Source organism: Pseudomonas sp. B21-053 (assembly GCF_026016365.1).
GTDB classification, from domain to species: Bacteria; Pseudomonadota; Gammaproteobacteria; order Pseudomonadales; family Pseudomonadaceae; genus Aquipseudomonas; species Aquipseudomonas nunensis.
Window position 1 is genome coordinate 3,581,134 of sequence record NZ_CP087205.1, and the last position, 26,995, is coordinate 3,608,128.

The following is a 26,995-nucleotide window of genomic DNA, read 5'->3' on the forward strand; positions in this document are numbered from 1 at the left end:
ATGGCTCCGGACAGGATGTCCGGTTCCACAGGTCAATGAGGACGCCATGTATAGAATGAGTTCAGGCTATGCCAGCGTGCTGGTGAATACGCTCTCGGCTCAAGGACTGGATGTCGCCAGTCTGTGCCGGGAGGCTGGACTGGACATCAGGCTCGCGAACCTGCCAGGAGCGTTTTGCGAGCGCAGGGCGATCTATAAATTGTGGACACTGGCGGCCCAGGCCAGCGGTGATCCGGACATCGGCCTCAAAGCCTATGGCAACTTCCATCCCGGCAGTTTTCAGATCGTCGGCTACACCATGATGTCCAGCCTCAACCTGAAACGCGCCCTCGAACGGCTGGTGCGTTTCAGCCCGTTGATCGGCACTGGCTTCAGTTTGTTTTTCATGGCCGAGCAGCAGAACTATCGATTGGCCGCCCTCGATCATCAGCAGGCCGGCTCGGTCAAACCCAGGCAATACGTCGACGCGGCACTCGCATCGTTGATGGGCTTTTGCCGTTGGCTGGCGGGCGGTAACTCGCCGCAACCGCTGAACGTGGAGTTCAGTTATCCGGAACCGGCGGACACGTCCGAACATCGGCGCCTGTTTGGCTGCAACCTGCAGTTTGACGCGGCCTACGACAGCATTCTGTTCGACGGCCAGGAGGTGCTGCGCCCGTTGAGCATGGCCAACGAGACGCTGGCGGTGCTGCATGACAGCTTTGCCGAAGCGCAACTGGACTTGCTGTTCGGCTTCTCGATTGTCGGCAGGATTCGCGCCTTGATCAGCGAGCGTTTGAGCCAGGGCAAGGGGCAATACGACATGGAATCGATTGCCGCCGCGTTGAACATCAGCAAGCGCACGCTGCAACGCTCGCTCGAGAAGGACGGCACGCAATTCAAGGACGTGCAGAACGCGGTGCGTCGGCAACTGGCGGATTTTTACCTGCGCCATTCTCACTTCAACATGAAGCATGTGGCCTATCTCCTTGGTTTTCATGACCACAGCAGTTTCAACAAGGCGTGCAATCGCTGGTTCGGCATGACGCCGGGGCAGTACCGGGCGGATGAATCCTTTGAGGTTGAAGAAGCCGAGCCGGTCTGACGTAACCGAAGCCGAACCCATCTGACGTAGCAGCTGCCGAGCACCGCGAGGCTGCGTTCGGCGGCGCAGCCGTCGTGAATTCAGACGACGCGGTGTATCAGGAATATCTCGCGGTCAGGTTTTACGACGGCTTCGCCGCCGAACGCCGCCTCGCGCTGCTCGGCAGCTGCTACGGGGATTGCGTTTCAGGTCATTTGGCTGGAGGCTTTTTCGGACCTTTCTTGACCTTGGTCGCTTTGTGTACGGGCTGCGCAGCCACTTGTGCTTCACCGGGCGGCTGAGTCAGGTCGAAGCCCGGCAACGGCACTTCAAGCAAGGTGTGCAGCTCGCACCAGAAGGCATGGCCGGTTGCGCTTTCGTTCAGCAATTGCGGCAGCAGATTGGCAACAGCAGCCAATACCTGCTGGCGTTCCTCGGTTTCCGGCAGCAACAGCGGCAGGCTGCGCAGGCTTTCTTGTGGGTGAGTGAGCACCAGCATTTTCTGGGTTTGCAGGGTTTCGCGAAGGTCCAGCGGTTCGGCGCTGTGGTCTTGCAGCAGCACCTGCAATTGCTCGAGCAGTTTTTCCAGGTTGGCCTTGCCCGCCGCATCGCTGTCACGACCCAGCAGGCACAGGATGCGGACCAAGGCTTCCATCAGGCCGCCAAGGGGCAGGGCGGTTTGCAGGCGTTCGAGCAATACTTTGTCGTGCTGCTCGGCGTGCGCCTGAAGATCGCGCTCCGGCGGGTTGCCAGCGAAGCCGTTGAGCGCGCCATACACGCCGTAGAAACACAGTTCCTGGGTGGCATCGCGCAGATCGCGATAGCCGTTCAAGGCGTCCTGGATCTGATTGGAAAACAACGCCTGCCAGGCCAACAACGGGTTGGCGGTAGCAGCGGGGCGACGATCTTTGCGCACCTGCGCCGCGCTGCCGGCCAGCCACCACAACGCCGGGTTCGAACTGCTCCAGAGCGCTTGCTGCTGATGGAACGGATGGGCTTTGCGGATCAACTCGGCGGTGGATTCGTTGATCAACGGGCGTAGCCACGGACGGACAAAACCATCGTACAGTTTGTTATTCAGGTCCGAGGTGCGCTCGACCAGGGCGAACTCGCGATCATCATCACGGGACGGCTGTCCATCGCCATGGATGTCGGCGATGCGCCGGGCTTCGAAACGCACGGCGTATTGCGAATCGGGCAGATCGTCGATCAGCATTTCATAGAGCCCGGCGGGCAGGGCATTGATGCTGTCGACCGCGCCCAGCAGTTCGCGGTGTTCACGCCGGGCCACTTCGCCGGAGACGAAAATCCCCAGGTGACCGATGCTGGCGTGACGCAGATAGACAATGGTGCGCCCGGCGTTTTGCAGGGCCAGATCGCTGGGGTACACATCCGCGATCCAGTCCAGCGCCTGTTGCGGCGAGGTGATGTTGTCGCCATAGGAACAAAACACCACCACCGGCACTTCGATACGCTTGAGGTCGAGCCCGCTGCTCTTGCGCCCTAAACCGCCGGACAGCTGATTGCCGATAAACAGGTCATCGACAATCATCTCGATTTCTTCGCTGTTAAGCAGCGTCGGGCTGCCCCACCAGCGCTCGAAATCGAGGAAGCGCGCGGCTTCCGTATCGACCTCGCTGAACAGGTGGTAGTACTTGCCCCAGTAAGTGTTGGCCGGGTCGAGGTTCTCGAAATTGCTCACCAGCCAAGTGCCGTCGAAACGCTCGTTGCCCAAATCACTGCCCAAACGCGCCATCCAGCCGCCACCGAGCAAGCCGCCGGAGTAGCGCATCGGGTTGCGCCCGTTGACCCCGGCCCAGTACGACAACGGTGCGCCATTGACGATGATCAGTCCTGGCAACTCGGGTCTGGTCGCGGCCAGGCCCATCAGCGCCCAACCGGCCTGGCAGTTGCCGATCACCACCGGTTTGGCGCTGGCGGGGTGCCGGGCGCTGACCGCTTCGATGAAGTGCGCCTGCGCTTCGACAATGTCCGCCAGGGTTTGCCCGGGGCTTGGCGAATGGCTGAAGGCGATGAAGTAGGTGGGATGCCCGGCGCGCAGGCTTTCACCGATCAGCGAATCCTGCTTGAAACCGCCGATACCCGAACCATGACCGCCGCGCGGGTCGATGATGATCACCGGCGGTTGGCCGTCGATGGAGGGCTCGTGGCTGAGGATGCGCAACAGTGAGTAGTTGACCGGGCGCGGCAGGTCGGCACCGCTGACCAGGGTTTCGTGCTCGAACTTGAGCAACAGCGGAAAGCCTGCACGTTCGTGGGCCAGGGTGTTGTCGCCGCGCTGGCGCAAGGTGTCCCAGAACAACAGGCTGCGTTGGCCGAGGTCGGTGAAGTATTCCTGCCAGTCAGCCGCCGTGGGCTGTTTGAGTTGGCCTTGGCTGAGCGGCGCGAAGGTTTTGGCCTGGCGCTGCTGCACGGCGTCGAACACGTTGCGAGCATTAAGGCGCTGGAGGTGGTTCAGGTGCCCGAACAAACCGGTAGCTGAGGAAAGCACTTCTTCTTGCGCTGCAATATTTTCGTCCTGGCCCATCGTGATCTCCTGACATAGTGCGAGGGAGTCTTCAGCCAGACTAGCAATGGCTAGGCCGATCATCGGATTTTCCCAAGTCTATAGGGATTAACCACAAGAGGCGTACCGTTTATTTTGCACTGCACAAAATATCCGTTGCCAAACAGTTTTGTGCACTGCAATATCAAGGCTAACGCGACGACTGCCCGGATCGCTGTCGCGTCCTCAGGCCTGAATGGGCCTTCCAGTACCAGGAGATTTCAGCATGTCTTTTTTCAACTCGGAAAAACTGCAAGCCACTCAGAAAGCCAACCTCGACCTTTTGCAGCAAATCAGCGGCAAAGTCTTCGCCAGCGTTGAGCAACTGAGCCAGTTGCAGTTCAAGGCACTGCGCGACTCCACCGAAGAGCACTTCGAAGGTGTTCGCAAGCTGTTGGCGGTACGTGATCCACAAGGCTTCGCCGATTTGCAGGCGTCGTTCACCCAGCCGAGCGCGCAGACCGAACGCCTGGCCGAATTCAATCGTCAGGTACAAGCGCTGATCGTCGGCACGCAATCGGACATCGCCAAACTGACCGAGCGTCAGGTTGAGGCGGGCACCCAGCAGGTGAATGAGTTTGTTGAGTCGATCAGCAAGAATGCCCCGGCGGGTTCCGAGCCAGTGGTTGCAGCGTTCAAATCGGGTTTGGCGAATGCCGGCAGCGTGTTTGAAAACGCTCAGAAAGCCGTGAAACAGGCGTCTGATGTGGCTCAGAGCAGCTTCGACGCAGCGACGGCCGCCGCCGGCAAAGCCGCTCCAGAAGCGGGCGCCAAGGCGACCAGCGCTAACAAGTAAGTCAGATCAGGCCAGCGGCACCGATGGCGATGGGATTATTCCCCATCGCCATTTTTTTTCGGCTCGTTATCGGCGGCAGGCTTGGCGCCGAACAGGCCGAACATGTTCTGGGTGTTGAGGTACAGGGCTTTGGACTGGTCGACGTATTGGCGCATCAAATCCTGCATCACCGGTGCCTGTTGGTGCATGAAGGTGCTCCAGGCCTCGGTCGACTGAGCGCCGGTCTGGGACTGGATGTCGATCACGGTCTGGATGCTTTTATCCAGGTAACTGCCGAGCACGCCTTGGTACGGGCCGTAAAACTGGATGATGCCCATCAGCATTTCACTGCTGAAGATCGGCTCGCCGCCGCTTTCAGCTTCCAGGATGACTTGCAGGAGAATACTGCGGGTCAGGTCCTCGCCACTTTTGGCATCGACCACCTGGAACGGGACTTTATCAACCACCAATTGACGAATGTCGGCCAGGGTCAAGTGGCTGCTGGTGTGGGTGTCGTACAGGCGGCGATTGGGGTATTTCTTGATCAGGCGGGGTGTGTTGCGATTGTTATCGGTCATGCGGGGCGTCTCGTGGCGAGCCTGATTTGCAGGCATCTTAACCTTCTTTGTTGCCCTTGCGGCCGCCTTCGCGAGCAAGCCCGCTCCCACACAGGATCTTCGTCGTTCACAAATCCCCTGTGGGAGCGGGCTTGCTCGCGAAGAGGCTCGCCAGCACACCGAAGATTCCGGATCAAAAAAAAGGGACCCGCCGCAAAGCGAGTCCCATCTTGTGATGCCAAGTCCTCCTACCAAATCGCCAAGCTGTAGCTGACGATCAACCGGTTTTCATCCAGATCACTGCCAAAGTTAGTCGAGCGCACGGTCGCATTGCGCCATTTCACCCCAACGTTCTTCAACGGGCCACTCTGCACGACATAACCGATATCGGTATCGCGCTCCCACTCCTTTCCCTCAGGGCGATTGCCGCCCAGGTCAATGTTGTCGCCCGTCAGGTAACGGGTCATGAAGGTCAGCCCTGGCACGCCCATGGCCGCGAAGTTGTAGTCGTAGCGCGCCTGCCAGGACTTTTCATCCTTGCTGGCGAAGTCGCCGATCTGCACGAAGTTCACCAGGAACGCATCGGTGCCGTTGATGTAAGCAAAACCTGTATCGCCGCTCATACCCTGATAACCGAGTCCCAGCGCATGCCCGCCGAGGGAGTAGGTGAACATCGCCCCGAGCGCCTTGTTATCGACGTTGCTGCCGCCATCGTGGATGGAGCGGGCGAAGCGCAAGTCACTCTTGAACGACTGGCCGGCGGTTACCGGCAACACGTAGGTCAGGTGGACCAGGTGCTGGCTGTACAAATTATCGAGATGGCCATAGCTGTAGCCCGTGGCGAGGTTGCCGGTCCATTTGTAGTTGAGGCTGGCGAAGTCGAACTTATTGCTGGTGGCCTGCGGCGTGATGATGCCTTTGGCGCCGGTCTTGGTGATGCTCATGTCTTCGTAGTCGGAGGAATCGCGCTGGTTGACCTGCTTCAGGCGTCCGCCGTCCACGGTCAGGCCTTCGAATTCCAGCGAGGTCAACTGACCGCCCTCGAACGTCTGCGGCAACAGCCGCGAATCGTTGGCCAGCACGGTCGGCAACTTCGGCAGCAAAGTGCCCAGCTTCAGCGTGGTTTTGGAGGTGCGGACCTTGGCGGTTACGCCCAGCTCTCCATATTCATCCTGAGCACCTTTGCGGGTGGTGCGATGGCGTTGCAGCAAGCCGGAGCCGGCGCGATCCGGGCTGGAATCGAGTTTGACCCCGACCAAACCAATGGCATCGACACCGAAGCCAATCAAGCCGTCGGTGAAGCCCGATTCGTAACGCAACAGGAAACCCTGGGCCCATTCCTCTTGCTTGGACTGGGCGGCGTTGTCCTGGCGAAAGTCGCGGTTGAAGTAGAAGTTGCGCAGCTCGAGGCTGGCCTTGCTGTCCTTGATAAAGTCCGCCGAAGCGGGCGCCGAGAGGCTGATGACGCCGCCGGCCAGTAACAGTCGGGTAGCGCGCGTGCAGGTGTGACGGTCCATGGTGAAGCCCCTTTGTTTTTATTTTTTTGGAACAGCGATTCACACACCCTCGCCAGACAGGCGAGGGCTTGTTCAGTAAAAAACGCGAACGCCCAAAGAGAGGAGCGGGGCGCCGCGTGCGGTTCAATCGTTAGAACTGTTCGGCGCTCAGGCCATACAACGAGCCGCTGCCGGCGCGAATGGACTGCTCCAGGCTGAGAATCCGTGGCAGCAGGCGTTCGATGTAGAAGTCAGCGGTGGCGATCTTCGCGCCATAAAACGCCTGATCGTCAGTACGCTTTTTCTTCGCCACCTGGGCCATCCGCGCCCAAAGCCAGGCGTAGGCGACATACCCAAACAAATGCAGGTATTCCACCGACGCGGCGCCGACCTCATTGCGGTTGGTCGCGGCCTGGTCTTGCAGCCAGTCGCTGAGGTTTTCCAGGCGCTGCACGGCGTCGAACAATTGAATCGAGTAAGGCGCGTCGGGCTGATGGGCGAAGTGGCGGATCTCGCCGGTGAACTGGCGCAGCGCAACACCACTGTCGGCCAGCACTTTGCGCCCGAGCAGGTCCAGCGCTTGAATGCCGTTGGTGCCTTCGTAGATCTGCGCGATGCGCACGTCACGCACCAATTGTTCCTGGCCCCACTCGCGGATGTAGCCGTGACCGCCGAACACTTGCTGGCCGTGGATGCAGCTCTCCAGCCCGGTGTCGGTGAAAAACGCCTTGGCCACCGGGGTCAGCAGCGCCACGAGGGTTTGCGCGTTGTCGCGCTCCCGGGCGTCATCGGAAAACTTCGCCAGATCCAGCTGCTGGCCGACATAACTAGCGAACGCGCGGCCACCTTCGGTCATGGCTTTCATGCTGAGCAGCATTCGGCGCACGTCGGGGTGGACGATGATTGGATCGGCGATTTGCTCCGGCGCCATCGCGCCGGTCGGCGAGCGGCTCTGCACCCGTTCCCGCGCATATTTCACCGCGCTTTGATAGGAGGCCTCTGCGCAGCCAATGCCCTGAATGCCGATGGACAGGCGTTCGTAATTCATCATGGTGAACATCGCCGCCAGGCCTTTGTTGGCTTCACCCACCAGCCAACCGCTGGCACCGTCGAAATTCATCACACAAGTGGCTGAAGCCTTGATGCCCATCTTGTGTTCAATCGAACCGCAACTCACGGCGTTGGCATGACCGAGGGAACCGTCGGCATTGACCAGGATTTTGGGCACCACAAACAGCGAGATGCCACGGGGCCCGGCCGGTGCATCCGGCAGTTTGGCCAACACCAGGTGAATGATGTTTTCGGTCAGGTCCTGATCGCCGCCAGTGATGAAGATCTTGCTGCCGCTGATGCGGTAACTGCCATCGACCTGGGGCTCGGCGCGGGTGCGGATCAGCCCCAGGTCGGTGCCGGCGTGGGCTTCGGTCAGGCACATGGAACCGGCCCAGCGGCCTTCGTACATCGGCGGCAAGTAGATGCGTTTCAGCTGTTCGCTGGCGTGGGCATCCAGCGCCAGGCACGCGCCGGAGCTCAACGCCGAATACAGTGCGAAACTGGAGTTGGCGCCGTAGAGCATTTCTTCGAACTGCACCGCGAGCATCTTCGGCATGCCCATGCCGCCGAACTCGGCGTTGCCGGACAAACCGACCCAGCCACCTTCAATGTAGGTGGTGTAAGCCTGCTTGAAGCCGATCGGCGTGGTGACCTGGCCGTAGACCCAATGCGCGCCTTCTTCATCGCCGCTGCGATTGAGTGGCGCAATCAGGTGCGAGGTGACTTTCGCCGCCTCCTCAAGAATCGCGTCGGCAGTGTCGGCATCGACGCTGTCGGCCAGGGCTGGCAGGCGTGCCCACAGGGCCGGGGCGTCGAACACTTCATGCAGCACGAAGCGCATGTCGCGCAGGGGAGCGTTGAATTCGGGCATAACGTGAACCTCTTCGGGACGGTGGGCACGGCGCCGCAACGGCGGGCCGTGCTTGCTCAATCAGTGACTGGAAGCGCTGGCGGCGCCGAGGCCGGTCTGGGCACGCACGAACTGATCGGCGTAGGCATCGCGTTCCTTGTCGGCGCGCACGCTGCGGTCGAGTCGGGACACGACGACGATCACCAGAAACGCCAGTGGCATGGAGAACAGCGCCGGGTGGTCATACGGGAAAATCGCGTGGGCATGGCCGAGCACGGTGACCCACACCGCAGGCGACAGAATCACCAGCACCAGCGCGCAGATCAGGCCGGCGAAACCGCCGAGGATCGCGCCTTTGGTGGTCAGGCCTTTCCAGTACATGGCCATGATCAGCACCGGGAAGTTGGTCGACGCGGCGATGCCGAAGGTCAGGCCCACGAGGAACGCGACGTTCATCTTCTCGAACAGAATGCCCAGCAGAATCGCGATGATGCCCAGGCCCACAGTGGCCATGCGCGTGACGCGCATTTCCTGTTTCTCGCTGGCCTTGCCTTGCTTGAACACCGTGGCGTAGAGGTCATGGGAAATCGCCGACGCACCGGCCAGCGCCAGACCGGAGACCACCGCCAGAATGGTGGCGAACGCCACCGCTGCGAGGAAGCCGAAGAACAGGTTGCCGCCCACCGCTTTGGCCAAATGCATGGCGACCATGTTGCCGCCGCCGATCAAGGCGCCGCCGACTTCACCGTTGACGTAGTACTGCGGGTCGGTGCCGATGATGACCATCGCCGCGAAGCCCAGGGTGCAGACCACAAGGAAAAAGAAACCGATAAAACCGGTGGCGTAGAACACCGATTTGCGCGCTTCCTTGGCGTTGGGCACGGTGAAGAAACGCATCAGGATGTGCGGCAGGCCGGCGATCCCGAACACCAGGCCGAGGGACATGGACGCGGTGTTGATCGGGTCGGCAAGCATCGCGCCAGGGCCCATGATGTTCCAGCCGCTGGCATGGGCCTGAACCGCTTTGGCTGCCAGGGTTTCGTAGCTAAAGCCGAACTGCGACATGGCCATGACCGCCAGGGTCGTGCCGCCAGTCAGCAGCAACACAGCCTTGATGATCTGCACCCAAGTGGTGGCGATCATGCCGCCGAAAATCACGTACACCAGCATCAGCGCGCCAACGATGACCACGGCCACCGGGTAGTCGAGGCCGAACAGTAATTTGATCAACTGACCGGCACCGACCATCTGCACGATCAGGTAGCAGCACACCACCGTCAGCGAACCGAACGCGGCGAAGATCCGCACTTTGTTCTGGTCCAGTCGATAGGAAACGATGTCGGCGAAGGTGTAGCGCCCCAGGTTGCGCAAGCGCTCGGCCATCAGGAACGTGATGATCGGCCAGCCGACAAAGAAGCCGATGGTATAGATGAAACCGTCGTAACCCTTGGCGAACACCAGGCTCGACAACCCCAGCAGCGTGGCGGCGGACATGTAGTCACCGGCAATCGCCAGACCATTCTGGAACCCGGTGATGCCACCGCCCGCAGTGTAGAAATCCGAGGTGGATTTGGTTTGCCGCGCCGCCCACCAGGTGATGCAGAGCGTGCCGAGCACGAACACGAAGAACATGCTGATCGCGTTCAGGTTGAGCGGTTGTTTCTCCGCTGCGCCCGTCAGTGGCGCGGCGAGCACAACAGAGGCCGGCAAGAGACCCAGACCGGCGAAGGTCAGTTTCCTGAGGAGAGTCATCACTTGCTCTCCTCAAGAATCGCGGCGCCGAGTGCGTCGAAACGGGTATTGGCGCGGTAGACGTACCAACCCGTCAGCAGCCAGGAAAAAATGATGATCGCCGCGCCCACCGGCATGCCCAGGGTCAACATCCGGTTTTCTCCCAGTGGCGCATGCAGCCATTTGGGGGCAAACGCCACCACCAACATGAACAGGTAATACGTGCCGAGCACCGTGGCACTCAACGTCCAGGCCAGGCGCGAGCGGCTGCTGACCAGTTGAAGGAATTTCGGGTTGGTGCGAATCCGTTCGCAGCGCTGGGTGTCGGTTGAATGGATGTCGATCATCGGAAGCTCCACATTGTTTTTGTTGTCGGTGTGTGGGGGCAGGGCCGTGCAGCCGAATTGGGCGCGCACGAGCCCGAAACGGCAGGTTCGCGACCTGCCGCTTGAAGGGTTTAACGTCGGTGAGGGTTAGAGGGCCTGGGCCCGGTCGCGCAGCACGTACTTCTGGATCTTGCCCGTGGAGGTCTTCGGCAACAGGGTGAAGATCACCGTGCGCGGCACTTTGAACCCGGCCAGGTGTTCGCGGCAGAAACTAATGATGTCCGCCTCGCGCACGTCCGGGTGATCGGCCTTCAAGGTGATAAACGCGCACGGGGTTTCACCCCATTTCTCATCCGGCCGCGCAACCACCGCAGCTTCCATCACGGCAGGATGGCGGTAGAGCACGCCTTCTAGCTCGATGGTGGAAATGTTCTCGCCGCCGGAAATGATGATGTCCTTGAGCCGGTCCTTGATCTCGACATAACCGTCGGGATGACACACCGCCAGGTCGCCGGTGTGGAACCAGCCGCCTTCAAAGGCTTCGGCGGTGGCGGTCGGGTTTTTCAGGTAGCCCTTCATCACGGTGTTGCCGCGCATGAAGATCTCGCCGATGGTCTTGCCGTCTCGCGGAGTGGGTCTGAGCGTTGTCGAGTTGCCGACCATCACGCCTTCGAGTGTCGGGTAACGCACGCCCTGGCGGGACTTGATCTGCGCGCGCTCATCCAGCGGCAATTCATCCCACTCGGCGTGCCAGGCGCACAGCGTCACCGGGCCGTAGGTTTCGGTCAGGCCATAGACGTGAGTGACTTTGATGCCCATTTCTTCCACGGCGCCGATCACCTTGGCTGGCGGCGCGGCACCGGCGACCATGGCATTCACCGGATGATCGATGGCGGCTTTCGCCGAGTCCGGCATGTTGACCAGCGCATTCAGCACGATCGGCGCACCGCACAGGTGCGTCACCTGGTGTTCACGGATCAGCGTGAGGATTTTCTGTGGATCGACCCGGCGCAGGAACACATGCACGCCGGCCAATGCGGTGATGGTCCACGGGTAGCACCAACCGTTGCAATGGAACATCGGCAAGGTCCAGAGGTACACCGGATGGTTGCCCATGGCCCAGGTCATCTGGTTGCCCAATGCGTTCAGGTAGGCGCCGCGATGGTGATAGACCACGCCTTTCGGATTGCCGGTGGTGCCCGAGGTGTAGTTCAGCGAGATGGCTTGCCACTCGTCATCCGGCCATTGCCAGGCGAACGCCGGATCGCCTTCGGCCAGCAGCGCTTCATAGTCCAGGTCGCTGACGGCCTGGCCTTCGCCGTATTCCGGGTCGTTGACGTCGATCACCAGCGGCGGGTGGTCGAGCATGCCGATGGCTGCGTGAATCACGCTGTGGAACTCGCGGTCAGTGATCAGCACCTTGGCTTCGCCGTGTTGCAACATGAACGCGATGGCTTCGGCGTCCAGGCGCACATTCAGCGGGTTGAGCACCGCGCCAATCATCGGCACGCCGAAGTGCACTTCCAGCATCTCCGGGATGTTGGGCAGCATCACCGCAACGGTGTCGTCCTTGCCGATTCCGCGACCAGCCAAAGCTGAAGCCAGGCGCCGGCAGCGGCTATAAGTCTGCGCCCAGGTACGGCGGATCGAGCCATGGATGACGGCAGGGTAGTCGGGGTAAACGTGGGCGGTGCGCTCGAGGAAGCTGAGCGGCGACAAGGCAATATGATTGACAGCCGTAGGGCTAAGCCCTTGTTCGAAGATCGACATGACGGGTACTCGGTGGCTGATTGTTAGCTCTATAGCTGACCTTTCAGCGTAGCCGCTGAGGTCAACTTTTATGTCCGGTGTGCTTTATATAACAATCTGCCAGAGATATGGAAGTACAACCTACGTTGTATAGTATATCTACTATAGCTTATTCTTCTGTCGCTGAATGAATGCCGCCAAAGCTCCACGGCCGGTATATCCTTGGTTTCCCCCACGTAGCGGACCCGTGATGACTCCTGACTCACCCCTGTTGAGCTATGACCCACAGCCGAGCGTGCTGCTCGACACCCAAGGTCAGCCGCTGGAGTTGAATGCAGCGCTGCTGGCATTGCTGGCGCAGCATCCGCACAGCTACGTGCTGGGCTTTTTGCCGAAAAATCACCGGGATCTGGTGCGCGCCTGCCTGGCGCAGCAACGCGCCATCGAAGGGGTCGAGGCCGAGTTCCAGGCGCAGATTCTGATCTGGACGTTTATCCCGGACCCGCAGAACAGCCGCGTGCTCGGCCGTTGTCATGTGGCGACCACGCAAGTGTTGGCGGAACGCGAGGCGGCCACAGCGCGGCGCCTGTATCGGCTGATCATCGAGAACACTACCGACCTGATTTCCCGGCATACCCCGGACGGGCGTTTTCTCGATGCGTCGCCAGCGTCCTGGACCTTGCTCGGTTACTGGCCCGAACAGTTGCGTGGGCAAATGGCCCAGGGCCTGTTCCACGGCCAGGACCTGGCCAACCTCGTACAAACCGCCCGCGATGCGCTGGAGCAGGACGGTTATCACACGATGACCTACCGCATCCGCCATCGCGACGGGCATTACTTGTGGTTCGAAACCGCCAGTCGGGCGATTCGTGAAACCTACACCGGGGCCGTGGTGGAAGTGGTCTGCGTCTCCCGCGACATCACCGCCCGCGTGCAGTCCGAAGAGAACCGGCGGCGTCTGGAAGATGAACTGGCGCACACCGCGCGTTTGGTGACGCTGGGGGAATTGGCGTCGGGCATCGCCCACGAAATCAACCAGCCACTGGCCGCCGTGGTCAATTATGCCAACGCCAGCCAACGTTATTTGCAGGCGCTGGGCACCAATCCGCAAGCCGCCGAACGCGTGGCCCAAGGCCTGGAACGCATCACGTTGCATGCCACTCACGCTTCGGAAGTGATCCGCCGTCTGCGCGGTTTTCTGCGCAAAGGGCAGCGGCGCATGCAGGCCCTGAACGTCGCCGATGTCGCCCGTGGCGCCGTGCGTTTGTGTGCCTGGGAGGCGACTCAGTGCCACGTGACAATCGACGATCGGCTGCCGGATAATCTGCCGCCCGTTTACGCCGACCGGGTGCAGCTGGAGCAAGTGCTGCTCAATCTGTTGCGCAACGCCATCGATGCCAACCGCGAACAACATCCGGGCCGGCCGTCACTGATCGTGATGGCGGCGGGGCAGGTCAGTGGCGCAACGGTGGAAATCAGCGTGCACGATCAGGGTCCCGGCGTCAGTGAGTCGCAGCTTGAGCAGATTTTCACCCCGTTCTACACCAGCAAGCCCGATGGCCTGGGCCTTGGTTTGTCCATGAGCCGCAGCATCATCGAAGGTTTCGGTGGCGAACTGCAGGCGCGTCGGCAACCGGTCGGGCTGCTGCTGTATTGCCGTTTGCCGCTGGCCGGCCCAACAAAACAACAACAGGAATAACGCAATGGCAGTGGTGACGGAACACGTGGTGTACGTGGTCGATGATGATCAAGGCATGCTCGATTCGACGGTCTGGTTACTGGAATCGGTCGGGCTGAAAGCCTTGCCGTTCACCAGTGGCGTTGAATTTCTCGATGCCTGTGATGCAAAGCTCAATGCCTGCGTGCTGCTGGATGTGCGCATGCCCGGCATGGGTGGTTTGAACGTGCAGGAAGCCATGCGCGAGCGCGAGCTGAAACTGCCAATCATCTTCGTCAGCGGCCACGCCGATGTGCCCATCGTGGTCCGTGCCTTCAAGGCCGGCGCCCATGACTTCATCGAAAAACCCTACAACGAACAGCTGCTGCTCGACAGCGTGCAACAGGCCCTCAGCAACTGCGCGACCCATCGTTCAGGCAATGTCGGTCATGAAGAATTGCAGGCCCGTTTGCTGACGCTGACGCCACGGGAGCGCGATGTGTTGCTGCCGTTGGTGCAGGGTTACACCACGCGGGAAATCGCCGAGCAACTGGGCGTCAGCGCGAAAACCGTCGACCTGTATCGCTCGCGGGTGATGAAACGTATGCAGGCCAGCACCTTGCCGGACCTGGTGGGAATGGCGATTGCGGCGGGGATGGTTGATCCACTGAAGTTGCGCTAAGCCAGACCGGACGTCCCGCCGGCGTCCTGACTGCCTGGGCTTGAGCTAAATTGGAAGGTGTACAAGCCACTCACCACCCAGTAGTCGAGCGCGTTCTCTGTCAATTGCAGGGACCGGAGGAGGCGTCTTGAAACCCTTTCTGCCCAGGCCCAGCGCCTCAACGCTAAACATGTTGCGCCAAGGTTGCCTGCAACGCCGTGATGCGGTGCCACAACCGTTGACCGAAAAAGCGCTCATCCCCGGCATCCCGAATGCGCGCTATTGGCTGGATCATGACCTGACGGCATTTATCCGCGATGCGAGTGAGGCCAACCTTCAGGAGTACGAGGCCTTCGCCAGTGTCGATGAGCCGGATGACAGGCTGCCGCTGGCCGATATGCTCGCCGTTTCCGGTGGTGGCGACGCTGGCACCTTCGCAGCGGGGATCATTGCGGGATGGACCCTGAGTGGCACGAGGCCGGTGTTCAAGGTTGTCACCGGGATCAGCGCGGGGGCACTGGTCGCGCCGTTCGCGTACCTGGGGCCTGAGTACGACGCGGTGATTCAACGAATCTGCAACGGCATCGGCCCAAAAGACGTGTTCCATTCGCGCAACGTGCTGACCCGCCTGGCGAGCGACGGCATCGCGGACAGCAAGCCATTGTCGCGGTTGATTGCCAAGTACGTCGACGCGGAGTTGCTGGCAGCCATCGCCGGGCAATACGCCAAGGGACGCCTGCTGATGATCGGCACCACCGACCTGGATGCAGGGCGCCCGGTCACCTGGAACATGGGCGCCATTGCCGCAAGCAAAGCACCGGGGGCGCTCGACCTGTTTCGCAACATCATGGTCGCGTCGATGAGCATTCCCGGCGCTGTCTCGCCGGTCATGATCGATGTGGAGGTTGAGGGTAAACAGTTCCAGGAAATGCACGTGGACGGCGGGGTCCTCACCCAGGTATTTCTTAACCGGCGGCCACCGTCATGGAGCTGAGCAAAGTGCCCGGCGCGCGCCTGCGTCGGGAGCGACATTTCTATGTTATTCGCAACGGCAAACTGGAACCGCAGTGGTCCGGCACCAAGCGCCGCACCTTGAGCATTGGCGGTCGCGCCATCAGCACACTGATTCAGACCCAGGGGATCAGCGACCTGGACCGTATCTACCGCATTGCGCAGCAGGACGGCGCGGACTTCAACCTGGCCTACATCGGCTCTGACTTTCTGTGCCCGCGTAATCATAAATTCGATGGCGAATACATGAAGCGTTTGTTCGATTACGCCTTTGAAGCCAGCTCGAAAGGCTATCCGTGGCACAAATCACCGCATACCTGACAGCAAGCGTTAAAGGTGTTGCCTGAGGAACCCGGCAAACTCTCGCGCCAATTGCGAGGGCTCTTCCTGAGTAGGCAGCAGCAGGGCGATTTCATACTTGATCGCCGGTGAGAAGGGCCTCAGGACCAGATCTTTGCTGAATGGCCGGCTAACCACCGGGTCGATGATCCCGACACCCATGCCGGCGCCGACCAGTTCGCAGGCCGTGGAGAAGAACTCAGTCTCGGCCACCACGTTCCAGGCGGCCCCGTAGGTCGAAAAGGCCATGGCCAACTGCTGGTAGATCGGATCACCCTTGAACAGCGAAACGAACGGCACGCCATCCAGGTCTGCGGGCGTAATCACGTCCAGGGCTGCCAACGGGTGTCCCATCGGCAGCATGCACTGGCATTCGTACGAAATGACCTGCATGTTCGAGGTCGGGTAATCGAGGGGCAGCTCCGCGATGGCCAGGTCGAATTGCTGTGTCGACATCAGCTCACGAACGGCCTGAGAGTTGCGGGTGATGATCTTGAGTTCAAGCCCCGGACGCTCTTGCGCGAACTCGGCCATCAAGCGCGGCAACAGGTTGATCGAGATACTGGCGTAAGCGGCAATCGCCAGGTGACCGCGCTTCCCGGTGCGGATTTCCTTGGCGATGCGCTGGGTTTTCTCCACGGCCTCCAGCGCTCGTTCAGCCTCGACAAAGAACAGCCGGGCTTCGGGAGTGGGTTGCAGGCGGCCACCTTTGCGTACGAAGAGTTTCAGGCCGGTCTCATGTTCCAGATTGGCGATGGTGCTGCTGATGGCCGGCTGAGAAATACCCAAAAGCTCCGCTGCACGGGTCATCGTGCCGTGGATCATCAAGGTTCTGAAGCATTCAAGTTGCCGGATCCGCATGGTCCACCCTATAGATTTCACTTATACCGGGCCGACTTTATATTATTGGTTTGAGGTTTTCCTGTGTGTTTTCCTTGATGGCAGGTACCCGGCCTCCGGGCCATCAGCGTGCGACAGGAGAACAACACAACATGACTGCCATTACGTCCGTTTATCCCGGTGAACTGGTCCGCTTGCCTGCCCGGCGCGGTGTCGCCATCCGCTTGAAGCGGGGGCAGACCCTCAAGCTCATCAACACCCATGGCCAGCAGGTCGTCGACACGTGGGCGTTCAACCCGGACGACCTCCAAGAGGCGATGTCGATGGAGCACAGTCGTCCCTACTGGCTGAAGCTCAACCCTCGGCGAGGCGACAGCCTGGTGACCAACAAACGCCGGAAAATCCTGACGCTGATCGAGGACACCTCACCGGGTGTCCACGACACACTGGTGGCGGCTTGCGACCCGACGCGCTATGAGCAACTGGGCGTTATCGGCCATCATGACAGTTGCAACGAAAACCTGTTTCTGGCCCTGGATGCCATCGGCCTGGCGACACCTGAAACACCGAGCCCGTTGAACCTGTTCATGAACGTGCCGGTGCATCAGGACGGGCGTATCGAGTTTGCCGCGCCGATCAGCGAACCCGGGCAATACGTGACCCTCAAGGCTGAAATGGATGCGATCGTGGTTTTATCCGCCTGTCCGCAGGACATAACCGCCGTGAATGGCATGCGCCCCCAGGACGTTCACTACAGCGTCATCTGACAGACAACCATTGCCGGCGGGCCCTGTCTGCCGGCAATACACTGAACCTTTGGTTAGCGAAGACAGGTGCCCGGAGTAACCCATGCGCAAAATCCCCCCATTGAATTCCGTGCGAGCGTTTGAAGCGGTCGCACGTCACCAGAGTTTTTCCGCAGCGGCCAACGAACTCTCGGTCACGGTCGCGGCGGTCAGTCATCAGGTCCGGCAACTGGAAGATGGGTTGGGGCAGAAGCTGCTGGAGAGGGGCCGCACGGTGACCCTCACCCCGGCAGGCAAAACCCTCTATCCGCTGTTGCGCGACGGTTTTGACCAGATTGCCCAGGCGTTTGCCCTGATCAGTGCGCCCAAGGAAGGGGATGCGATCCAGGTTTCCACCACGCGCGCATTCGCCGAGCGCTGGCTGATGCCGCGCCTGGCAAAATTCAACGGGATTTATCCGGACATCATGGTGCACATTCATGCCTCGGAGAAGGTCGTGGACCTGCGTTCCGAGACTGTCGACCTGGCCATTCGGTACGGCCCGGGCGATACCGGTGAGCTGGGGCCGGTGTTGTTCCGCGATGAGTACATCGCCGTCGCGGATCAGAGCATTTGCCCTGTCGGTCGCCAACCCGTGATCAGCGACTTTCACAATCGCTCCTTGCTGGCGTTCAAATGGAAGAATCAGGCGTTGCAGGCGCCGTCCTGGTCCGCGTGGCTGGCCGGGGTCGAGCACGATACGAGCCGGGATTTCCGCATTTCCTGGTACAGCGAAGAAACACTGGCTCTACATGCGGTCGAGCGAGGATTGGGGCCGCTGCTGTGCAGCAACGTGCTGATGGACGATGAGCTGCGCTCCGGTCGCATGCGCCGAGTGACGGGACCGACCTTGCCAGGTTTTACCTATCACCTGATCGAGGACACAAGGACCGATCCACGCCGCAGCCTTTCGTTGTTTCGCGACTGGCTCCTGAACGAAGCCAAATCGTTCAGGGAAACCGCGCTGGATGGATCATCCGGCAGTCGGCGGGTGCTCACTTCCTGACAGGGCCGCCTCGATCGCCAGGCAGACACTGAGCAGTTGATCATCGCGGCCCCGCGTCGTGGAAAACAGGGTTGAGGTAGCCAGTCCATCGCTGTCCGTGCCCGACGGAATGGCCAACCCCGGCATGTCCAGCAAACTGCCAACCATGGTCAGCGACAGGGTGGCGAGATTGACGGCAGCAAACAGTTCGTCATCGTTTTCCAGCGGCGCCAGTGGCGGCGCGACGTGTTTCACCGTGGGCATGACCAGGATCGCGCCCTGAAGCTCTTCCTCCATCGCAGACATCAACTCAAGGCGCAGACGCCGAATCTTGCCTTCCGCAGCCGCATCGATCTGCCGGGCAGAGAGAAGGCGCGCACGCACGCGTCTGTCCATGCGCAACCCCTGCGGGCCTTCCACAATCTCACCCAGGAGTCGCCAGGCTTCGATGGCGCCCAACCATCCCGTCTCGGCAATCAGCTCGCGGGTACGCGTGACGGCGGCGACCGGACGCCGCTCAACCTGCGCTCCCGCCGCATGCAGCCGCGACATCATTGAAAGCAGGTTTTCGCGCACCGCTGGTTGTAACGCTGGATCGGCCATCACACCGTCGTCGACGACAAAGCGCAGACCGGCCAGGTGTGCAGGCTGGATCGCCACGTCCTTGAACCCGCGCATTGCCGCATCGAAGGCCACGCAATCGGCCACGGTCAGGGCCAAAGGCCCCAGGCTGTCCAGCGACATGGCGAGCGGGTGCACGCCCGCCATGCTGTAGCGGTCGGTGGATGCCTTGTAACCCACCAAACCGTTGAATGCCGCCGGGATTCGAATGGAACCCGCCGTGTCAGTGCCGATGGCAACGCTAACGATGCCCCTTTGCACCGCGATGGCCGAGCCTGAGGAAGAACCGCCGGGAATACGGGCTTCTGCGACCTGAATGTCCGCAGTTGGTGTTCCGAAATGCGGATTCAGCCCCAGACCGGAATACGCGAATTCAGTGAGGTTGGTTTTACCGATCGGGATCATCCCCAGCGAGGCCAGTGCACCGACCACCTTGGCATCCGCAAGCGCAACGGGCACGTCGATGCGCGTGATGGAACCTGCGGTGGTGCGGCTACCGGCCACATCCAGCAGATCCTTGACTGTGTAGGGAATGCCGTCAAAAGGACTGAGTGGCGACCCTCGGCGCCAGCGCTCGGTCGAGGCTTTTGCGGCATCGATTGCCTGATGATCCAGCACGGCGATGAACACATGTTCCGCGCCCATGGACGCGGCCAGTGCGGCCTCGATCAAGGCATCCGGCGTGGTGAGGCCTTGTTCCAGGCGCTTGGCGGTTTCCAGCATCGTGATCATGGTTTCTCCAATTCGTTGGACGACTGTACCGGTCAATCAAGCAGGCAGCAGCTCACTTTGACGCGCTTCAATCATCTGTTTTACCAGCATTGGAACGGCATCGAACGCATCGGCGATGGAGTCCTCATGGCGAGCATCGCCAAATTCCTGGAAATCGATGGTGATGACGTGGGTTTCGTTCACGCCCAGATAGTGCGCACAGGTCTGGATGTGAGTCTCCAGGTGATTCATCTTTTCGCGAACACCGCCCGGGCCAAAGCCGAATTCGCCGCGAGAAGACAAAATCACCAGTTTCTTGCCGCTCATTATGGGTTCCAGCGGGTAGTCGCCGCGCGCCAGGTCAAAGGTGAAGGTCTTGCCGATACGAATCACTTTATCGAACCACGATTTGAGGGAGGCGGGCATGCCGTAGTTGTACATCGGTGCGCCAATGACAATGACATCGGCCCGATCGATTTCATCGATCAACTCATCCGAAAGCCGGATCTCCTCACGCTTTTCAGGCGTCAATTGCGACTCGGGGGTAAAGACTGCGGCGATCCATTCCTCGGTCACAAAGGGTGGAGGGTTATGGCCTACGTCGCGGGTAATGACTTGAGTCTTGGCATCTCGCTCAATCCAGGACTCGACAAAGGCTTTAGAGAGTTTGCGGCTCAGGGAGCGATCGGATCGTGCGCTGGCATCAATGTGCAGAAGAGTGGTCATGGTGAGTTTCCTGTTCAAGCCTGAGGCGGAATGACCTCGGCAACTGGAACAAGTGGGCCACGAGCATTGATGCTTCAGCTATTGATATTTATTTGAAGACGGTCAAGTAAAACTCAACCAGCGAGTTTTATTGGGGTGCGAGCTTTTAAAGTTGTCTTGTTTGGGGTTTTTGGTAGAAATTACATGTCTCGCCAACCTGCGCAATTGATGTTTCCTCAAGCGCACAATATTTCTAAAGTGTCTTTTAGTTATTATCAATTACGTAAATTGGCATACCTCGCTTTAATGGTTTCGGGCGATACAAGTGGTCGCCGCACAGCGAGGAAAATAATAATGTCAACGCGTCGTGATTCTGAAAAAAGCGTAATGAACGAGGCCGATTATGATGCTCTGGGTATTGAACCTGTGCCTGATAGCCATCGTACTTCGAGCCCGCTGGACCAGTTCTGGATATGGGCGGGCGCGAATGTAGCGCCCATCAACTGGGTGCTCGGGGCCATTGGCATCCAGCTGGGCTTGAGCCTGATTGAAACCCTGCTGGTGATTGTGGTCGGCAATCTGTTGGGCGCCGCGTTGTTTGGCGGCATCTGCATCATGGGCCACCGCACCGGAGTGCCGCAGATGGTGCTCTCGCGGTTGGCGTTTGGTCGGCGCGGTGCCTATTTGCCCACCCTCATGCAGGTGTTGATGCCCATGGGATGGGTTGCCACCAATACCTGGATCGTCCTCGATCTTGCGGTGGCCGCCCTGGATAAAATCGGCATCAGCGGCGGGATGGAACTCAAGTACGGTGTCGCGTTGGTGGTGATGGTTCTCCAAGTGGGTATCGCGGCGTGGGGCTTCAATGCCATCAAGTGCTTCGAGCGCTACACCATGCCGGTGATTCTGCTGATCATGGTGGTGATGACCGTGCTGGCCTTCACCCACGTGGACATTCAATGGCAAGCCTCGGCCACCGAGGGCATCGGCAAGCTCGCGGCGATGAGCAGCCTGATGACTGCGATCGGCATTGGCTGGGGCATTTCGTGGCTGGTATACGCCTCGGACTACACCCGCTTCACCCAAAGCAAACTGTCTGACGGCCAGGTGTTTCGCTCGACCTTCCTCGGCATGTTCCTGCCCACCGTCTGGCTGGCATTCCTGGGCGCAGCTATTGCGTCCGCCGGCGGCGGCTCAGACCCTGCGCAACTGATCATTGCGGTGTTTGGCACGATGGCGCTGCCGGTGCTGCTGGTGTTGCTGCACGGTCCGGTCGCTACCAACATCGTGGTCATCTACTCGGCGGCACTGGCCACGCTATCGCTGGATATCCGTGTTCCACGCTGGGTTGTTTCGATGATCTCGGGAGTGGTGGCGCTGTTCATGCTCTACCTGTTCCTGCAATCCGGGGAATTTGTGCACGCCTTTGAAAACCTGATGGTGTTCTTTGTGGTCTGGATCAGTCCGTGGGCCGGTATCACCCTGGTTGATTTCTTCCTGATCCGTCGTGGTCAAGTTGATCTGAAATCACTTTATTGCCATCACTCCGAAAGTGCCTGCAACGACGTCAATTGGCGAGGCGTGTTTGCACTTGCAACAGGTGTATTGGCCGCGTGGTTATTTCAAGTTGGCACGATTAAATCCTTGCAAGGACCACTTGCCATGGCTCTGGGCGGAATTGATTTGTCGTGGCTGGCAGGATTCACGGTGGGCGGCGGGATTTACTATCTGTTGCACCGTTCGCGGCGAACGGAAGTTGCCCAGTCATCCATCCTGGCAAAGTAATTCGATAACTTTTAATTGATTGAAAGAGGAGTAAACCGATGTCTCATCTTGAACAACTGAATGTCCTGACCGCATTGAATGCGGGTGCTGAAGTCGATGGGTTTCTGGGCAACGTCGTCGAGATCGCGATTGTGACCCGTGACCACAAGCGGACCATGGATGGCTTGCTCAAGTTGGGTATCGGTCCATGGCGTGTCTACACCTTCAGCCCGGAAAACACCCGGAACCAGACCTATCGTGGCGAGCCTGCGGAGTTTGTCCTGAAAGTCTGCTTCGCGCAGTCGGGAAACATGGTCTGGGAGTTGATGGAGCCGGTTTCCGGACCGACGATTTTCGCTGATTTCCTCGAAGAGCATGGCGAGGGCATCCAGCACGTCGCTTATGACTGCAACAACATCCCGTTTGAAGAGCGCATCGCCGAGCTGGAACGACGCGGCTACCAGTGCGTGCAATCAGGTTCCTGGATGGGCGTGAATCATTTCGCGTTCTTTGGCACCGAGGCCGACACCACCACTGTGTTTGAGACCTATGCCTTTCCTGCGGATTGGGATTACCCGGAACCGGAGCAATGGTATCCGCCGCGAGCATAAGGCTACGGCGACATTGCCTCAGCGCGGACACCCTGCGCTGAGGCTTTCACCACAGAGAACGACGCCCGGAGTACAGCCTCATGAACAGCGTTCGCATGGATAACATCAGTTGGGTCGACTACGAGCGCCGGGTGCAATCCGGTGCCGTGGTGTTTCTGCCAATCGGCGCGACTGAACAACACGGCCCTCACTTGCCCCTCGGCACCGACGCATTGCTGGCCAGCGCTATCAGTGAAGACGTGGCCAGGGAAATCAACGGGATCGTCGCGCCGGCGCTGTCCTATGGGTACAAATCCCAGCCGAAATGTGGAGGAGGGCAGCACTTTTGCGGCACCACCAGTGTGGATGGCGCCACGCTGATCGCCATGGTCCGGGACGCCGTACGTGAGTTTCACCGCCATGGCGTGAAGCGTCTGGTTCTGGTGATCGGTCACTACGAAAACCAATGGTTCGTGACCGAAGGCATCGAGCTGGCCATGCGTGATATTGGCGCGAATGCCGGTCTGGAGGTCATGCGCCTGGAGCATTGGGAGTTCGTCAAATCAACCACGCTGGACACGATCTTTCCCGAGGGTTTTCCGGGCATCGCGCTGGAACATGCCGCGGTCATCGAGACGTCGATGATGCTGCACTATCACCCGCAGATGGTCGCCCTGGACCAGATTCCGGATCACGGTCCCGCCGAGTTTCCGGTGTACGACATGTACCCGACCCGCACGGAGTGGGTGCCGGAGAGCGGAGTGCTGTCATCTGCGCGGGGCTCCAGCGCAGACAAGGGCAAACTGCTGATCAACGATGTCATCAGCGGCATCGTCCAGGCCGTGCGGTTCGAGTTCAGGCTCGATCACTCCGTGAAGTAGTCCACGGGTGATTCAACGTTCAAAGCAGGACACCAGAAAACTCATCACCGCCAGGACTGCCGGGGTGTGCCGGATATCGTTGTGCACCACCAGCCACACATCACGGGTCAGGTCCGCTCCCACGGACGGCACCGCTTGCAGGCCGTAGCGTTCGCCAAGAAAACCGGGCAGCGCCGCGACACCGGCGCCGGCCTGGGCGGCAGTCGCCTGGATATTCAGATCATTGCTGCGCAGCAGGATCGGTCGATCATTCGCTTGCTGCTTCAGCCAGGCCTGTTGCGGGGATTGCTCCATGGTTTCGTCGTAGGCGATGAAGGCCAGGTCTTGAGCGGCGGTCGCGGCTAAGTAGTCCGCCGAGGCGTAGAGGTAAAAAGGTATCGTCGCGACCTTGCGGGCCACCAGGTCCGGTTCCTTGGGGCGGCTCAAACGCACGGCAATATCGGCTTCGCGCCGCGACAACGACGCGCTGCCCAGGCTGCCAATCAACTGCAACGACAACTGCGGATAGTTCGCCCGCAATTCATTCAGGTGCGGCGCTATCAGGGCGGAGGCCAGCGCGGGCGGGGCGCTGACCGTGACTTCGCCGACGTAGTTGTCCTGTCCGGCCAGCGCGGTGCGTTGTACCGCGAAGGACTCGTTTTCCATGCGCCGCCCCAATTGGGCAATGCGTTCGCCGTCCTCGGTGATGACGTAGGCACGCGGGCGCCGGTCCACCAATTTGAGGTTCAGCGAGCTCTCCAGTGCGCTGATGCGCCGCGCCACCGTGGCGTGGTCGACCTTGAGCGCGCGTGCTGCCCCCGATAACGAACGTTCGTGAGCGAAGACGATGAAGTAGCGCAGATCCTCCCAATCGAACATGGGCGTTTTCTCACATTGAAGGTGAATGAATGGGGAATTTTGCCCCATCGGCAAGCCTGCAAGAATCCTTCAAAACCTGATGGGCAGGTTTGAATGTTCATCGCACGCTTTGCCGAGGAAACCACCATGTCTAAATCAACGCCGCTCGCGTATGCCGGCATCGTCGGTGCCACGTTTTTCTGGGGCACCAACTTCAATGCCGGCGCCTACATCATCAAGAGCATGGCACCGATCAGCGCCTCCATTGAGCGCTTTGCCATCTCGACGTTGTTGCTCGTGCTGATTTTCAGTCTGGCCGGAAAGCTGCGGCTCAGCACGCTTAAAAACAATCTGCTGGCCTTCATTGGCCTGGGCCTGCTGGGGTTTACCGCGTTCAGCCTCGCGACCTTCTTTGGCCTGCAAACCACCACGCCGATTAACGGCGCGCTGATCCTGGCGACCACGCCGCTGTGGACGATGATCTTTGCGGTGCTGCTTGAAGGCGAACGCATTGATCGCGGCCGCGCTATCGGGCTGATTTTGGGCCTGCTCGGTGTTGGGCTGGTGATCACTCGTGGGGATATTCAGGTGCTGCTGGGGCTGAAAGTCGCCAGCGGTGACGCGATGATCCTCGCCGGCAGCATGGCCTGGGCGGCGAACATGGTCGGCACCCGGCGCTTCGTCAAAGACTCCACGCCGCTGGAAACCACGAGTTTTTCCATGTTGTTCGGGGTCATCGGTCTGATCGTGCTGGGCTTCATCTATGAAGATCCGCTGGCCGACATCCGCAACGCTTCGCTGGCCATTCACGGCGCGGTGATCTATCTGGCGGTCTTCGGTTCGTTGATTGCGTACTTGCTGTGGTTCAAAGGCATCCATGCCATTGGTGCCGCACGCACTTCGATTTTCTTCAACCTGGCGCCGGTGTTCACCATGTTGGTGTCATCGATCCTCGGTGTGTTGCCGAATGTCTGGCAATTGCTCGGTGCGGCAGGCGTCATCCTTGGGGTGGTGTTCGCGTCGGGTATGGTCTTCAGCCCGGCTCAACCCAAGCCGATCATGTCCCGGTGAACTTCCAGAGCATTGCGCTCGACCCAGTTATGCGCCAGCAAGCCGTCCGGGCGCACTTCCCAGACGGCGGTGCCGAGCATTTCAAACGGGCTGTTGCAGGAGCGGCCACCGATAAACCCCTGATTTTTTCCGGTCAACTTCCAGCGCGAGGCAACGCGGGTGCCTTGCGCATTCTGGAAGGTCTCGATGGCGCCGAATTCGAAGTCTTCGATGGTCGAGAGGAAGGCGCCAATCCAGCGAATGAAGGCTTCGCGGCCAACAATATCGACACCACCGGACGTGATCACGAAGTCTTCGGCAACGAAGCGCGCGGCGGCTTGCGGGTCTTTGGCCTGCCACACCTCGCGCCAGAAGCTTTCGACGATTTTTACGGCTGTTCTATCGGTCATTTCAAACACCTCGTTTCAGATTGAATACGATGTTCGGTGCTTGCTATCCAGAACTCAAACGCATAACTCTTATGGAATCCAGTTGAAAGGCGAATCGACCATGCAAGCCAGTGACCTTGAAATCGACCTGTTGCGAGCGTTTATCGCGGTGGCGGAGACGGGCAGTTTCACGGCGGCAGCGCAGGTGATTGCACGCTCGCAATCGGCGGTCAGCCAGAAGATTATTCGTCTGGAAGACATCCTCGGTTTGCGTGTGTTCGAACGCACCAGCCGCACACTGACCCTGACGCCCGACGGCGAACGGCTGTTGGTGGGCGCGCGAAAGTTGATGGTGCATTTCGATACCTTCATCCGCGAAATCAAGGCGCCCGAAACCGTTAATCTGCTGCGCCTGGGGATCTCCGAAAACCTGGTGCTCACGCAACTACCGACGTTGTTATCGCGCTTCAGCAAGGCGTATCCCGAGATTCAACTGGAACTCACCACCGGCCTGAGCCACGACCTGCTGGCCGACCACGAAGCCGGGTTGCTGGACGTGGTGATTGCCAAGCAGAAGGCCAGTGCCACCGCACAACGGGGGCGGGTTATCTGGCGCGAGCCTTTGGTCTGGATCGCCGCGCAGGACTTCGACATGCAAGCCTCCAAACCCGTGCGCCTGGTGATGATGCGGCCGCCGTGCGCGTACCGGGCCATCATGATCGAGGCCTTGGCGTCGGTCCGGCGAGAGTGGGTGTCGGCCTGCCTGGCCAGCAACTTGATGGGGGTTCAGGCCGCCGTCGCCGGTGGGCTGGGCATTACTGCGCTGGGAACCTCGTTCCTGCAAGAAGGGATGCGGATTCTGCAACCGTCGGAAAAGTTGCCGACCTTGCCCAGCACCGAAGTGGCGGTGATCGGCGACGATGTGCGCACTCAGCATTTGGTCCAGCCCTTGGTGTCGTTGCTGACCGAAGGGCTGATGTCAGGTGCTCGGCTGACCTGAGGA

Annotated in this window: 23 protein-coding genes and 1 pseudogene; 12 read left to right on the forward strand and 12 right to left on the reverse strand. The window is 60.0% G+C overall.

Features of this window, described 5'->3' with window-relative positions; genetic code table 11:
• The first annotated feature begins 46 nt into the window (after window positions 1–46).
• Complete coding sequence (locus LOY68_RS16390) at window positions 47–1,084, forward strand: AraC family transcriptional regulator (protein WP_163910139.1); 1,038 nt, start codon at window positions 47–49, stop codon at window positions 1,082–1,084.
• Window positions 1,085–1,274: 190 nt separating this feature from the next.
• Here LOY68_RS16390 and LOY68_RS16395 read toward each other — a convergent pair whose 3' ends face one another.
• Entirely contained in the window at window positions 1,275–3,611 is a 2,337-nt protein-coding gene (locus LOY68_RS16395; RefSeq protein WP_265038537.1) for a DUF3141 domain-containing protein, read from the reverse strand.
• 244 nt (window positions 3,612–3,855) lie between these two features.
• On the opposite strand from LOY68_RS16395, the gene phaP reads away from it, so the two are divergent.
• Window positions 3,856–4,425: a TIGR01841 family phasin gene (gene phaP / locus LOY68_RS16400; protein ID WP_163910141.1), complete on the forward strand. Its 570-nt coding sequence runs from the start codon at window positions 3,856–3,858 to the stop codon at window positions 4,423–4,425.
• A gap of 35 nt (window positions 4,426–4,460) precedes the next feature.
• On the opposite strand, the gene phaR is transcribed toward phaP, so the two are convergent.
• From phaR to LOY68_RS16430, 6 genes are all read right to left on the reverse strand, one after another.
• Complete coding sequence (phaR, locus tag LOY68_RS16405) at window positions 4,461–4,982, reverse strand: polyhydroxyalkanoate synthesis repressor PhaR (RefSeq protein WP_054045976.1); 522 nt, start codon at window positions 4,980–4,982, stop codon at window positions 4,461–4,463.
• A gap of 227 nt (window positions 4,983–5,209) precedes the next feature.
• Window positions 5,210–6,478 (reverse strand): OprD family porin, encoded by a 1,269-nt coding sequence (locus tag LOY68_RS16410; RefSeq protein WP_265038540.1) that lies wholly within the window; start codon window positions 6,476–6,478, stop codon window positions 5,210–5,212.
• Between the two features lie 130 nt (window positions 6,479–6,608).
• Window positions 6,609–8,381 (reverse strand): acyl-CoA dehydrogenase C-terminal domain-containing protein, encoded by a 1,773-nt coding sequence (locus tag LOY68_RS16415; RefSeq protein ID WP_265038541.1) that lies wholly within the window; start codon window positions 8,379–8,381, stop codon window positions 6,609–6,611.
• A 60-nt stretch (window positions 8,382–8,441) separates the two neighbouring features.
• Window positions 8,442–10,112: a cation acetate symporter gene (locus LOY68_RS16420; RefSeq protein WP_265038543.1), complete on the reverse strand. Its 1,671-nt coding sequence runs from the start codon at window positions 10,110–10,112 to the stop codon at window positions 8,442–8,444.
• Window positions 10,112–10,438: a DUF485 domain-containing protein gene (locus LOY68_RS16425; protein ID WP_213939546.1), complete on the reverse strand. Its 327-nt coding sequence runs from the start codon at window positions 10,436–10,438 to the stop codon at window positions 10,112–10,114. The genes LOY68_RS16420 and LOY68_RS16425 overlap by 1 nt, the downstream gene beginning before the upstream one ends.
• A gap of 126 nt (window positions 10,439–10,564) precedes the next feature.
• Entirely contained in the window at window positions 10,565–12,187 is a 1,623-nt protein-coding gene (locus LOY68_RS16430) for an acyl-CoA synthetase (RefSeq protein ID WP_265038547.1), read from the reverse strand.
• A 229-nt stretch (window positions 12,188–12,416) separates the two neighbouring features.
• Between LOY68_RS16430 and LOY68_RS16435 the strand changes: the two genes are divergently transcribed.
• The 3 genes and pseudogenes from LOY68_RS16435 (at window position 12,417) to LOY68_RS16445 (ending at window position 15,816) form a co-directional block, all read left to right on the forward strand.
• Entirely contained in the window at window positions 12,417–13,865 is a 1,449-nt protein-coding gene (locus LOY68_RS16435) for a sensor histidine kinase (RefSeq protein ID WP_265038548.1), read from the forward strand.
• Window positions 13,866–13,869: 4 nt separating this feature from the next.
• Window positions 13,870–14,505, forward strand: a complete 636-nt coding sequence (locus LOY68_RS16440) for a response regulator transcription factor (protein ID WP_265038550.1) — start codon at window positions 13,870–13,872, stop codon at window positions 14,503–14,505.
• Window positions 14,506–14,674: 169 nt separating this feature from the next.
• Window positions 14,675–15,816: pseudogene (locus tag LOY68_RS16445) on the forward strand (patatin-like phospholipase family protein).
• Window positions 15,817–15,825: 9 nt separating this feature from the next.
• Here the strand turns inward: LOY68_RS16445 and LOY68_RS16450 are convergent.
• Window positions 15,826–16,695 (reverse strand): LysR substrate-binding domain-containing protein, encoded by an 870-nt coding sequence (locus LOY68_RS16450; RefSeq protein ID WP_163910146.1) that lies wholly within the window; start codon window positions 16,693–16,695, stop codon window positions 15,826–15,828.
• Window positions 16,696–16,826: 131 nt separating this feature from the next.
• On the opposite strand from LOY68_RS16450, the gene LOY68_RS16455 reads away from it, so the two are divergent.
• A complete protein-coding gene (locus LOY68_RS16455; RefSeq protein WP_265038553.1) occupies window positions 16,827–17,441 on the forward strand; it encodes an urea carboxylase-associated family protein in 615 nt (204 codons plus the stop codon).
• 82 nt (window positions 17,442–17,523) lie between these two features.
• On the forward strand, window positions 17,524–18,465 hold the full coding sequence (locus tag LOY68_RS16460) for a LysR family transcriptional regulator (protein WP_265038554.1): 942 nt from the start codon (window positions 17,524–17,526) through the stop codon (window positions 18,463–18,465).
• Here the strand turns inward: LOY68_RS16460 and LOY68_RS16465 are convergent.
• Both LOY68_RS16465 and LOY68_RS16470 read right to left on the reverse strand, forming a co-directional pair.
• Complete coding sequence (locus tag LOY68_RS16465) at window positions 18,433–19,797, reverse strand: amidase family protein (RefSeq protein ID WP_265038555.1); 1,365 nt, start codon at window positions 19,795–19,797, stop codon at window positions 18,433–18,435. The genes LOY68_RS16460 and LOY68_RS16465 overlap by 33 nt on opposite strands.
• A gap of 36 nt (window positions 19,798–19,833) precedes the next feature.
• Window positions 19,834–20,502 carry an FMN-dependent NADH-azoreductase gene (locus tag LOY68_RS16470; RefSeq protein ID WP_265038557.1) on the reverse strand — a complete coding sequence of 223 codons (669 nt, stop codon included), beginning with the start codon at window positions 20,500–20,502 and terminating at the stop codon, window positions 19,834–19,836.
• Window positions 20,503–20,835: 333 nt separating this feature from the next.
• Between LOY68_RS16470 and LOY68_RS16475 the strand changes: the two genes are divergently transcribed.
• From LOY68_RS16475 to LOY68_RS16485, 3 genes are all read left to right on the forward strand, one after another.
• Window positions 20,836–22,266 carry a purine-cytosine permease family protein gene (locus LOY68_RS16475; RefSeq protein ID WP_265038558.1) on the forward strand — a complete coding sequence of 477 codons (1,431 nt, stop codon included), beginning with the start codon at window positions 20,836–20,838 and terminating at the stop codon, window positions 22,264–22,266.
• Window positions 22,267–22,304: 38 nt separating this feature from the next.
• A complete protein-coding gene (locus tag LOY68_RS16480) occupies window positions 22,305–22,856 on the forward strand; it encodes a VOC family protein (RefSeq protein ID WP_265038560.1) in 552 nt (183 codons plus the stop codon).
• 80 nt (window positions 22,857–22,936) lie between these two features.
• Window positions 22,937–23,716 carry a creatininase gene (locus LOY68_RS16485; RefSeq protein WP_265038562.1) on the forward strand — a complete coding sequence of 260 codons (780 nt, stop codon included), beginning with the start codon at window positions 22,937–22,939 and terminating at the stop codon, window positions 23,714–23,716.
• 12 nt (window positions 23,717–23,728) lie between these two features.
• On the opposite strand, the gene LOY68_RS16490 is transcribed toward LOY68_RS16485, so the two are convergent.
• Window positions 23,729–24,574, reverse strand: a complete 846-nt coding sequence (locus LOY68_RS16490; protein WP_265038563.1) for a LysR family transcriptional regulator — start codon at window positions 24,572–24,574, stop codon at window positions 23,729–23,731.
• A gap of 126 nt (window positions 24,575–24,700) precedes the next feature.
• Between LOY68_RS16490 and LOY68_RS16495 the strand changes: the two genes are divergently transcribed.
• A complete protein-coding gene (locus LOY68_RS16495) occupies window positions 24,701–25,624 on the forward strand; it encodes a DMT family transporter (RefSeq protein ID WP_265038564.1) in 924 nt (307 codons plus the stop codon).
• Here the strand turns inward: LOY68_RS16495 and LOY68_RS16500 are convergent.
• The gene (locus LOY68_RS16500; protein ID WP_265038566.1) at window positions 25,597–26,013 is read right to left on the reverse strand and encodes an ester cyclase; all 417 of its coding nucleotides are present in this window, start codon (window positions 26,011–26,013) and stop codon (window positions 25,597–25,599) included. The two genes, LOY68_RS16495 and LOY68_RS16500, sit on opposite strands and share 28 nt — an antisense overlap.
• 100 nt (window positions 26,014–26,113) lie before the next feature.
• Between LOY68_RS16500 and LOY68_RS16505 the strand changes: the two genes are divergently transcribed.
• Window positions 26,114–26,992 (forward strand): LysR substrate-binding domain-containing protein, encoded by an 879-nt coding sequence (locus tag LOY68_RS16505; protein ID WP_265038567.1) that lies wholly within the window; start codon window positions 26,114–26,116, stop codon window positions 26,990–26,992.
• The last annotated feature ends 3 nt before the right edge of the window (window positions 26,993–26,995 follow it).